Source organism: Paenibacillus faecis (assembly GCF_008084145.1).
Classification (GTDB): Bacteria; Bacillota; Bacilli; order Paenibacillales; family Paenibacillaceae; genus Fontibacillus; species Fontibacillus faecis.
In genome coordinates, this window is sequence record NZ_VSDO01000004.1 from 578,264 (window position 1) to 590,183 (window position 11,920).

Here is an 11,920-nt window from a genome sequence, read left to right on the forward strand (position 1 = left end):
ATTGCAGGAATTTTCAAATTTTTGGCTCCAAACAGGAAAAAAACATGCAGATTTGCAGGAATTCTATATTATCAAGGTTGTCTGATGGGGCACTAGCTTTGCGTTCATGGCTCCTGCGTACGTAAATAACTGGAAAATCCCCAGCATTCCGCGGTCTAACCGCCGATCCACGCGTTTTCAGCCGAATCTTAGCGGGAGCTTTTCCCGCTAATTCCCTTTTGCAGCCGTAAAGGTTTTAGTTAACGGGAAGAATTCCCGGTAAGTGGCCGCCTCGCCTCTCGCCCCCTCACCCCCTCAGGGAATGGGGTGCCCGCTTTCTGCACCCAAACATGCCACTCTTTTATACTCGTTGGGCGTTAATCCGACCTCCTGTTTGAACAGCTTGGAGAAATACGAGTCATTGGCATAGCCCACCCGGTTGGCAATGGTGTATACGGACAGCTCGGTGGTCTCCAGCAGCCCCTTGGCTACTTGGATGCGGACCTGGATAACATAGCTTCCCAAGGAAACGCCGGTTTCCCGCTTGAACACTCTGGCCAGGTAGTCGGGATGGAGATAGACGATTTCCGCCAAATCGTTCCTCGACAGATCCTCGCCGTAATGGGCATGAATGTATTGCTTGATTTCCTCGACAACAGACTTGGGCTGGGCGGCAAAATCCCGGTAATCGAGCGCCGTATGCACCAAATACTTCAGGTACTCCTCAAAATCCTCGATAGACGATAGCGAGTGCATGAGCAGCGAATCGTTCGTTTTCCCGGTGTACAGCTTGTGGGCTTGAATTCCTTTTAATTTAAGGAAGGAATAGACCAACTGGACGATATCCAGCCGGAACAGGCTCAGTTCCGAAATGTTCAGCACGCGCCGCCCGCCCAGCCGTAACCTTAGCTCTTTCTCAACTTCCCCGAGGAAAGCGACCGGATCGTTCCGGTGCAGCAGGTCCTCCAGCAGAGTCAAGTCGGGGGGGCGGTACTCCCGGGGTACGGCAGGAGGGGGATAATCCTCCATCAGATAAGTCTCGTTCCGAACCGGAGTCATTTCTCCGTGAATAGAGAGCAGTCGGTGCAGAAGCTGGCCAATGCTTTCGAGAGGAGCGGAAAAGCCGATGCTGCAGCAGGCGTCGCATTTTAAGTACGACCGGCCCCGTTCGATGAACAAGGAACAGAGCTCCCGAAGGAGCGGAACCTCTACCGGGTGGTGCCATTTGAGAATAACGATCCAGTTGCAGTCCCGGTACTCCAAAATCGTTTCCACGGAAAAGCAAGGGCTTTGGATCAGCTCATAAAGCACATTCAGCAGCGCGAAATCGAACAGATTCTTCTCCTCTTTGCCCATGCTGCCGTTATAGGGAAACAGCTGAATCAGCAAAGGCTGAATCCGGTCGGACATGCCGTAGGCAAGATGCTGCTCCTGTACCGAACGGGCGACATCGGACGGCTTGACCGGAACGGAAACACTGTCCACGACCAGCCGCCGCCAAAAATACTCGATGATTTTCGCCTGATTTTTTTGCCAAAACCGCCCATCCTGGATGGCCTTTTCGTTCTTTTGCTGCTCTTTGGACCTCGCCACGGCTTTTTGAATAATCAGCATCAGCTTGTCGAACTCGATCGGCTTGAGAAAATATTCAAAGCTCTGCAGTTCGATGGCTTTCTGCGCGTAGTTAAAATCGGCGTAGTTGGTCAGAAAAATCGTTTGGACCTCGTATTTCTCTTCCCGAATCCAGGCCAGAAGCTCAAGACCGCTTCCCTGCGGCATTTCGATATCCGATATAAGAATCTGTACCGGCCGGGTCTTCAGGATTTCCCGGGCTTGAGCGACATTGTGGGCCGTATAGACGGCATCGACCTGCAAGGAAGCCCAGTCGATTTTTTTCTCCAGCGCGGTTACGACGAAGTAATCGTCATCCACCAGCAATACATGCATCGTTCTATCCCCCCGTCTTCTCCGGCACGACAACCGGAAGGTATAAGGTGACGCAGGCTCCTCCATGCTCGCGGTTGGCGAACAGGACCTTCGCCTCGTTCCGATAGAGGAATTCCAGCCGCCGTAGCGTGTTCATGATCCCGATATGGGTTCCGCCGGATTGATCCAGCGGCCGCCCCTGCTGCAGCGCCTCGAGAATTTCCGACGGATATCCGGGACCGGTATCGGCGATGCGGAAAACGAGCCGTTCCGCGTCCCCGTCCGCTTCGCGGCGGACCGCCAGCTCGATGACCGCCTCGGAGGTCCGGGACACCGCGTATTTCACCGCGTTTTCCACGAACGTCTGAAGGACGAGCGGAGGGATCCGTGCGTTTCGGGTGTCCTCCCCCTCCCGTTGAATGGAGTACGACAGCGCATCCCGATACCGGTGCTTCTGAATGTCCAGATAAGTCCGGACATGATCCAGCTCCTCCTCCAAACCTACAAAGTTCTCACCGCTTTGGAAAATATAACGGAAGTATTTGGAGGTGGACAACGCCATACTCTCGATTTCTTGATGCATCTGCATCTGCGCCATACTGTAGATGCTGGTCAGGCAATTCAGGAAGAAATGCGGCTTAATTTGCAGCTTCATATAATCCAGCTGAATCCGCTGTTTTTCCAGTTCACGTTCATAAAGATCGATTTTGAATTTCCGGATTTGCCCGACGAGATGCATAAACTGCTTGCTGGCCTTTTCCAACTCAATAATCTTGCTGCTGCCGATGTCGAGCGGATCTCCGTCTTCCGTCCAAAAAGCGAGGTTGTAGGAGAAGCTCTTGATCGGCTTAAGCACTTTATTCTTAAAATACAGCATAATGAAGCAGACATTGCAGGTAATAATGACGGCCAGCAGGATGATGAGCAGTTGGGCCACCATAATCCGCTCGAATGCTCCAAACTGAATGACGAGCTTGACGTAAAAGGAAGCGTTGTTGAACTCGCCGTGAACGGTCGTCCGGGTCCGGAACAGATCCGGCAGCAGCGTTCTCCCGGATTCCGCAGCAATCCGCTCTCCGTTGTTGGAGACCGGACTGGTCAGTCCGCGGCCTTCACCGCTAACCAGAGAGACATACCCGTTCTCCCCCAGATTGATCCCGCGTAAGGGGCGGATCAGATCGTCGGCCGATACCAGGCTGATCATGTAGCTGTCGTGGTAGGGCACGATATTCGTAACGTAATGCTTGCCGCCCACCTCGATCGGCGTCCACTGGGAGTAGAACCTTTCGTAAATGTTCTTTTCCTCGACATAAGACATCACCTGCTTCTTCAGAGCCTGGTAATCCGAATAGCCGATGTTGAGCGGCGCACAGTTGAGGAAGAAGCCGGGCTTCTTTAAATACACGAAAAATTGATATTCCTTTCCGTAATTTTTCTGGAGTTCGCTGTATTGTTTATGCAAATTTTCGTTTGCTTTGATAAAGGCATAGCTGTTCACGGGGTTCGCGTTCATGGTTTCGAGGCTCTCATCGTTAGCGAGCGTCCAACCCATATAATGGGTCATGTAAGCGAAATCGTGATTGATCCGGTGAATATAAAGATCCGCCGTATCCTGCAGGGAACGGGTGGATTGCTGCTTCACGATCGAGATGGCGGCAAGGCTGATGACGAAATCCAGGACAAGCGCCAGAAATGAAACGAGGAACATGATTTTTACATAATGCCTGATCGGGTACGCTTTGTCTTTCGTTGGTTTGAACATGGCTCCCAAGCACCGCGTCCTTTCGTTCGCGCTCTGTGATGAATGCGCTTCAATGAAGTATGAACACATTATAAAACCTCCGCCCGGCAAAAAGATACGGCGCCCGCTCCGAAATCGGCGGAAAGTCCGGAAACCGCAAAGAAAAGTCCGAATCGCGTCATTGCTATGGTAATAAAAAAGCTGGAGGGGGTTAAGCGGAAACCGCAGTCCCGAGGGATAGGTCCGGATTACGCTTGCACAGGTCCGGTAAAAGCGCCGGCAAAGCCGTTATACTGAAGGTGCTCAGGCGGTGGACGGCCCGGAAGAGCGGAAGGCCCGAATCCAATCAAGTTACAACGGCTGCCCCACATGCGAGATCAATTAGGTCAACTTATATAAAGGAGGGGGATATCTTGAGATCCGGTCAGACTTACGCGGCGCGAAAGCTCGGACAGATCCGAAGGAACGGCGGGTTATACCTGCTGCTGCTTCCCGCCGCGGTGCTTACGCTTTTGTTCGCCTACAAACCGATGTACGGCGTCTTGATCGCCTTTAAGGATTACAGTCCGGCGCTCGGCATTACGGACAGCCCTTGGGCGGGGTTCAAATATTTCGAAAAGTTTTTTCATTCCTATCAGTTTTCGGCCACGATCAAGAACACGGTGGTTCTCAGTCTTTACAGCCTGGTTACCTTCCCGATTCCAATCCTGCTGGCGTTGATGGTCAATCAGATGCGGCCCAACCGGTTCAAGCGGTTTTTCCAGACGGTTTCGTACATGCCGCATTTCATTTCGACGGTCGTCATGGTTGGTCTGATGCTCATCCTGTTGTCCCCCAGCACCGGGCTGGTCGGGCATCTGTACCGGCTGTTCGGCGCGGAGGCTCCCGATCTCATCGGATCGGCCAGCCTGTTCAGCAGCTTGTACGTCTGGTCCGACGTGTGGCAGCATGTCGGCTGGGACAGCATCATTTATATCGCCGCGCTCTCCACGATCGACCCGAGCCTCTATGAAGCCGCCACAGTGGACGGGGCCAGCCGGTGGCACAAAATCCGCTATATCGATATCCCGATGCTGATGCCGACGGCGATCACGCTGCTGATTCTACGGGTAGGGGGGCTGCTCGGCGTCGGGTTTGAGAAAGTATATCTGATGCAGAACGATCTGAACATTACGTCAAGCGAGATCCTTTCCACTTACGTGTATAAAATCGGGCTGCTCAGCAGCCAGTACAGTTTTTCCTCGGCGATCAACCTGTTTAATACCGTCATTAATTTCATCCTGCTGATTCTCGTCAACCAGCTCTCCAAGAAGTACAGCGAGAACAGCCTTTGGTAAAGGAGGGGGAAGAAAGATGGAGGCGATGAATACCGCGGCGGGCCCGGCGCCAAAGCCGGTTAACAACCGGTCTTCCGACGTCCTGTTGGAAGTGGCCCTGTATGTGTTTGCGGTTTTGTTTTTGATCGTTCTGATGTACCCGCTGTATTTTATTGTCATCGCTTCGTTCAGCGATCCGTCGGCGGTGGCGAACGGACGGGTCTGGTTGTATCCGCAGGGCTTCACCCTGGACGGGTACAAGGAGCTGTTCAAGCACGACAATATATGGACCGGCTACGGAAATACGATTTTGTACACGGTGGTGGGCACGGCCATCGGTTTGATCGTCAATATATCGGCGGCCTACGCCTTGTCGAGGAAGGACCTGGTCGGCAGGAAATTTCTGTCCTTGTTCTTTATTTTTACGATGTTCTTCAGCGGGGGGCTGATCCCGACATTCCTGACCATCCGCGATTTTCACCTGTACGATACGTTCTTGGTCATGGTGCTCCCCTTCTCGGTCGTGGTGTACGATATCATCGTCGCGCGAACCTTCTTCCAATCGAGTATTCCGGGAGATTTATGGGAGGCGGCGCAGATCGACGGCTGCGGCAATATCCGCTATTTCATCAGCGTCGTGCTGCCGCTGTCCAAAGCGATCATTTCGGTGCTCGGTTTATGGATTGCCGTCGGATACTGGAATTCGTACTTCAATGCTTTGATTTATCTGAAAAATCCGGACCTTCATCCGCTCCAACTGATCCTGCGCAATATCCTGATCACGAATCAGATGCAGACCGCCTTGGGGAGCGGGGAAGCCGCCCAAATCGCCATGCGCCTGGCCAATATGATGAGGTACTCCGTCATTATCATCGCTACGGTTCCGATTATGTGCGTGTACCCGTTCGTTCAGAAGTACTTTAATCAGGGGGTGATGATCGGCGCCGTGAAGGAGTAAAGCAGCTTTGATCAAAGAGAATGGGGGATAAATCAAATGACGAGAAAAACGGGGAAGACCACCCTTGCGACAGCGAAAGGATGGATTGCCGCCCTTTTGGCGGCGGCGCTCGTGTTCGGCCTTGCCGGATGCGGGGGAGGAAAAGCGGAAACGGCGTCGCAAACCCCAACCGGTGAGTTTAACAAAGAGGGTCTGCCGATCGTAAACGAGCCCGTCACACTCAAGGTGCTGACCATGCGTTGGGGAAATATGGGCGACACCTTTACTCAAAATCAGTGGCTTCAAGACTTGGAGAAGAACACGAATGTCAAAATCGAGTGGGAGGTCGTCTCCTCGAACGACTGGAGCGAGCAGAAATCGATCATGCTGGCCAGCGGAACGCTCCCGGACATTATTTTGGGCAATCAGACTTTTTCCGATTCCGATATCGTCAATAACCTGAGCTATTTCCGTCCGTTGGATGAGCTGATTGAACAATATATGCCGAATCTGAAAGCCGCGATGGAGGAGACCCCGGAACTGAGGCAGATCAGCACGTTTCCCGACGGCAAAATTTACTCTCTGCCCGCCCGCCTACCGGCCAGACCAAAGAGCAAAAACCAGCCTGTGATCAACAAGGCTTGGCTCGACAAGCTGGGGCTGCAAGCTCCCCAAAACCTCGACGAGCTCCGTAATGTACTGAAAGCTTTTAAGGAGCAGGATCCGAACGGCAACGGGAAAAAGGACGAGATCCCCTATACGGAGAACGGACTCGGTGCCCTCCTGGATCCCTTCGGGATTACGGACCCGAACGGCAACAGCATGACGGTCAAGGACGGCAAACCCGTGTTCATCCCGGTGTCGGAGGAATACAAAGCGGGGCTGCAATGGGCTCATGAATTGTATGCGGAGGGCTTGATCGATCAGGAGCTGTACACCCAGGATGCGACGATGACGTCGGCCAAGCAGCAGAATGCGGACGCTCCGATTGTCGGCTTCACGTATCAATGGACGCCGGATGCGGTGTTCGGCAAATGGAGCGGCGAGTACGAGGCGATTGCGCCGATTGCCGGCCCCGACGGGAAGAAGTATCAGGCCGGCGATCCCAGCGGTTTGAGCTTTAACCGCAATGAAATGCTGATTACCACTTCCTGCAAATACCCGGAGATTGCCGCCCGCTGGGCCGACCAGTTCTACACGAATGAGGCCAGCATTCAGAATTTCTGGGGAGCGATCGATACGGTCATCAAGAAGAACGAAGACGGCACGTATACCTTGATGGACCCGCCGAGCGGCACCAGCGCGGACGCCTGGTACTGGGAGCAGTCGCTTCGGGATTTCGGGCCGAAGTACGTGAGCCCTGCCTTCGAGAAAAATATTGTGCTGAACCCGAAGACCGGCGACGGTTTGAAGCTGGAAATCGATAAAATGGGCAGCGAATACGTTACCGTTCCTTTTCCGAATGTCATGTACACCGCGGAGGAATTCCAGGAGCTTCCGACCCTGACCACCGACATCGACAGTTATGTGTCGGCCATGCGGGCGCAGTGGGTGACCAAAGGCGGTATCGACGAAGAATGGGACGCCTATGTGAAAAAGCTGCAGGACATGGGGCTTGATAAGCTGATGAAAATCAGAACGGATGCGTACAACCGCTATATGAGCGTGAAATAACCAGTCAATGCAAAGCCATGCCGCTTGTGGCGCACCTCGCCGCGAAGCGGCATGATCTTTAAGGAATCGGGTCAAAATGGAGAGAAAGGTGCTGAGGTTATGAAGGAAACCTTGCAAATCGGGCAGGAGATGCCGGAACGTTTCAGAATTCCCGCCGAGCCGCGGGCCCGTCCGGCAGCGGTGATCCAGGGGGAAAACTACCGGTTTACGATCTTGACCGCGGCGTTGATTCGCATGGAATACAGCGAGGGTGGCCGCTTTGAGGACCGGGCAAGCCAGATCGTGTTGAACCGGGCATTTCCGGTACCGGATTTTCGCGTAAACGAGCGGGAGGATCGGCTGGAAATCGTCACGGAGCGGCTACGCTTGATCTATGACAAGCGGCCGTTTTCGCGATACGGCCTCAGGGTTCAGGTGAGAAACGGGGTGGGTCATCTTCTGGGGACCTGGCATTTCGGGGATCGCCCCGAACAGCTGGGCGGTACCGCAAGAACTTTGGACAATGCCGATGGAGCGATTCCGCTTGAAGAGGGGCTTCTTTCCCGCGCCGGTTATACCGTCGTCGACGACAGCCGTTCCCTACTGTTGGAGGAGAATGGCCGGGTGGAGCCGCGTACGGAAGAAGGCACGGATTTGTACTTCTTCGGGTATGGCCGCGACTATCTGAAATGCCTGCGGGATTTCTACCGGCTGGCCGGAGCGACGCCGCTGCTTCCCCGGTACGCCCTCGGAAACTGGTGGAGCCGGTATTACAAATATACGGAAGCGGAGTACAAGGCGCTGATGGAAAGGTTCCAAGCGGAGCAAATCCCGTTCTCCGTGGCTGTACTGGACATGGATTGGCATTTGGTCGAGATCGACCCGAAATACGGCAGCGGCTGGACCGGATATACCTGGAACCGGGAGCTGTTTCCCGACCCTCCGGGGTTCTTGGCTTGGCTGCATCGGAAGGGGCTGCGCGTGACGCTTAACGTCCATCCGGCCGACGGCGTGCGGGCGTTTGAGGCCTCCTATCCGGCGATGGCCGAGGAGTTGGGCTTAAACGTCGCCGAGGAAGAGGCGGTGGAATTCGACCCGACCGATCCGGCATTTTTGCGGGCCTATTTCAAAGATCTGCACCATCCCCTGGAAGACGAGGGGGTGGACTTTTGGTGGATCGACTGGCAGCAGGAGGGCGTGACCCGGGTTCCGGGGCTCGATCCGCTTTGGATGCTGAATCATTATCACTACCTGGACAGCGGGCGCCGCGGGAAACGGCGGCTCACCTTCTCCAGGTATGCCGGCCTGGGAAGCCACCGTTATCCCGTCGGTTTCTCCGGGGACACGATCGTCACCTGGGCCTCGCTCGATTTCCAGCCGTATTTTACGGCCACCGCTTCCAATGCGGGAAACGGCTGGTGGAGCCATGATATCGGCGGGCATATGAACGGCTATCTGGATGACGAACTGGCGACGCGGTGGGTGCAGTTCGGCGTGTTCTCGCCGATCCTCAGGCTGCACAGCTCGGCGAGCCCCTTCAACAGCAAGGAGCCTTGGCGGTTTAACGAAACGGCGGCGGGAATCATGAAGGATTATTTGCGGCTGCGCCATCGGCTGGTTCCGTATTTGTATACGATGAACCGCAATGCCAGCCGGAACGGGCTGCCGCTCGTCCGCCCGCTGTATTACCACGAGCCCGAGCAGCCTGAAGCCTACGAAGCGCCGAACCAGTATTACTTCGGAACGGAGCTGCTGGTTTGTCCGATCACCGGGCCCGTTCACCGGCAGACCGGCGTTGCGGGTTTCAAGGCATGGCTGCCCGCGGGCGTCTGGCTGGACTTTTTCAGCGGGAGAAGGTATGACGGCGGCCGGAGGCTCACCCTGTACCGGGACTTGAAGCAAATCCCCGTGTTGGCCAAAGCCGGAGCGATCGTCCCAATGGCCGATCTAACGGCGTATACATCCTCCACGGATAATCCGCACTGCCTGGAAATCAAAGTGTTCGCGGGAGCTGACGGCCGCTTTGTCCTCTGGGAGGACGAGGGGGACAGCGCCGAAGACCGTGACGAAAACTGGTGCGGTACGGAGATGCTTTTTCAATGGGGAGAGGAAATCAGCTTTACGATCCGCCCGGTCGCAGGCAACACGGCTGTTGTTCCGAAGATCCGGCGCTGGAAGTTGTCCTTTGTCGGCTTTGCCGAAACGACGGTGCGGGCCAGCGCTTCGGGCGAGGAAGTGGCGGTCGAGACCGACTACGACCGGGAGAGCGGCGCGATCGTCGTGACCTTGCCGGGGACGCCGGTCAGTGAAGAGATCCGCATTACATTTGCAGCTGCCGGCGTCGCGGGGAATGAGGTGGAGAGAGAGGCCTTCGTCCTCCTGGATCGGGCGCAAATCGCTTTTCAACTGAAAGAACGCATTTTCCGGGTTGTGAAGGAAGCCTCTGCGCCAGCGGCCGCATTGGCCTCGCTAGCCTCGATGGAACTGGACGAGTCCTTATACGGAGCTCTTTGCGAACTACTGACGGCGAGGCTGTAAACTTGGAAGGAAATGGGAGGTCAGACAGCGGCATGGAGAAAGCTAAACGAGGAGTGGAACCAAAACCGGAACAAGGCGGTCAAGTCTGGTGGAAGGAGGCGGTGGCCTACCAGATCTATCCCCGCAGCTTCAAAGACAGCGACGGAGACGGCATCGGAGATTTGCGCGGGGTGATTTCCAGGCTGGACTATTTGGCCGACCTCGGCATCGATGTAATCTGGATCTGTCCGGTCTACAAATCCCCCAATGACGATAACGGCTACGATGTATCGGATTACCAGGACATCCTGCCCGAATTCGGGACAATGGCGGATTTCGACGAATTGCTGGCCGAGGTTCACCGCCGGGGGATGAAGCTCATTATGGACCTGGTCATCAACCATACCTCGGACGAACATCCCTGGTTTATCGAATCCCGCGCCTCGCTGGACAATCCGAAACGGGATTATTATATTTGGGCCGATCCCAAGAACGGAAGGAGCCCAACAATTGGGCCAGCCTGTTCGGCGGTTCGATTTGGGAATATGACGAGCGGACCGGGCAGTACTATATGCATGTTTTTTCGAAAAAGCAGCCCGACCTCAACTGGGAAAATCCCCGGATGCGCCGGGACATCTACGCCATGATTCGCTGGTGGCTGGATAAAGGGATAGACGGGTTCCGCGTCGACGCGATCTCCCATATCAAGAAAACCGCGGGCTTTCAGGATATGCCGAACCCGGACGGTCTGCGGTATGTGCCGTCACAGGCGGGGCATATGAATCGGGAGGGAATTCACGACCTGCTCTCGGAGCTTAAGCGGGAGACGTTCGAGCGTTACGATATCGTGACCGTCGGCGAAGCCAGCGGGGTCAGCGCCCGGGAGGCGGATCTCTGGGTTGGCGAAGAGAACGGGAAGTTCGATATGGTGTTTCAGTTCGAGCATATGGGTTTATGGCAAAAAAGCCTGGATCACGGGTTGGACCTGCTTCAGTTGAAAAAGGTGATGACGGATTGGCAAAAAGGCTTGGAAGGCCGGGGGTGGAACGCGCTTTTCCTGGAAAATCACGATCAGCCCCGCTCCGTTTCCACATGGGGCGACGATGGGAAGTACCGCGAACTCTCGGCTAAAGCGCTGGCGACGCTGTATTTTTTGATGCAGGGAACGCCGTTTATTTATCAAGGACAGGAAATCGGCATGACCAATGTACGGTTTTCTTCAATCGAGGAGTACAACGATATTTCCATGATTAACTGGTATAACCAGGAGAGGGCCAAGGGAAGGAGCCACGAGGAAGTGATGCCCGTCGTCTGGAGAAACGGTCGGGACAACTCCAGAACGCCGATGCAGTGGGACGGCTCGCAGCACGGCGGGTTCACGACGGGAACGCCTTGGCTGCAGGTCAATCCGAACTACCGCTCCATAAACGTTGAGGCGGCCGTGCGAAATCCGGACTCCATTTATCATTATTACAGGCGGCTGATTGCGCTGCGCAAAAGTTATTCCGTTGCCGTGTACGGAAGCTACGATCTGATTATGCCGGAGCATCCCCGAATCTACGCTTACACCCGGACACTGGAGGAGGAACGGCTCTTGGTTATCGCCCATCTGTTCGGGGGAGAGTCGCGCTTTGAGCTTCCGGATTATCTCCGAAATAAGGAGTTTTCCGTGGATCTGCTGCTTGCCGACGAGGAGGCCCCTCCCGTTAAAGGAGTGGAGGATATAACGGACATTTTGCTCCAGCCGTATGAAAGCCGGGTTTACCTTATGAGAGGATAACCCAAATCCGAGGCTGGCGGATGCTTCTTTTATGGAGAAGCATCCGCCAGCCTCGGTTGCGTTAAAGGATT

Annotated in this window: 6 protein-coding genes and 1 pseudogene; 5 read left to right on the plus strand and 2 right to left on the minus strand. The window is 54.9% G+C overall.

Features of this window, described 5'->3' with window-relative positions:
* Positions 1-294: 294 nt before the first annotated feature.
* Positions 295-1,926 (minus strand): response regulator, encoded by a 1,632-nt coding sequence (locus FRY98_RS20365; protein WP_148455400.1) that lies wholly within the window; start codon positions 1,924-1,926, stop codon positions 295-297.
* 4 nt (positions 1,927-1,930) lie between these two features.
* On the minus strand, positions 1,931-3,667 hold the full coding sequence (locus FRY98_RS20370; RefSeq protein ID WP_225038704.1) for a cache domain-containing sensor histidine kinase: 1,737 nt from the start codon (positions 3,665-3,667) through the stop codon (positions 1,931-1,933).
* Positions 3,668-4,059: 392 nt separating this feature from the next.
* Between FRY98_RS20370 and FRY98_RS20375 the strand changes: the two genes are divergently transcribed.
* From FRY98_RS20375 to FRY98_RS20395, 5 genes and pseudogenes are all read left to right on the plus strand, one after another.
* On the plus strand, positions 4,060-4,983 hold the full coding sequence (locus tag FRY98_RS20375) for an ABC transporter permease (protein ID WP_148455402.1): 924 nt from the start codon (positions 4,060-4,062) through the stop codon (positions 4,981-4,983).
* Between the two features lie 25 nt (positions 4,984-5,008).
* A complete protein-coding gene (locus FRY98_RS20380; protein ID WP_148455919.1) occupies positions 5,009-5,920 on the plus strand; it encodes a carbohydrate ABC transporter permease in 912 nt (303 codons plus the stop codon).
* 36 nt (positions 5,921-5,956) lie between these two features.
* Positions 5,957-7,573, plus strand: coding sequence for an extracellular solute-binding protein (locus tag FRY98_RS20385; RefSeq protein ID WP_148455404.1), 1,617 nt, complete (start codon positions 5,957-5,959; stop codon positions 7,571-7,573).
* A 99-nt stretch (positions 7,574-7,672) separates the two neighbouring features.
* Positions 7,673-10,090 carry a glycoside hydrolase family 31 protein gene (locus FRY98_RS20390; protein WP_225038706.1) on the plus strand — a complete coding sequence of 806 codons (2,418 nt, stop codon included), beginning with the start codon at positions 7,673-7,675 and terminating at the stop codon, positions 10,088-10,090.
* 32 nt (positions 10,091-10,122) lie between these two features.
* A pseudogene (locus FRY98_RS20395) lies at positions 10,123-11,849 on the plus strand (glycoside hydrolase family 13 protein).
* Positions 11,850-11,920 lie beyond the last annotated feature (71 nt).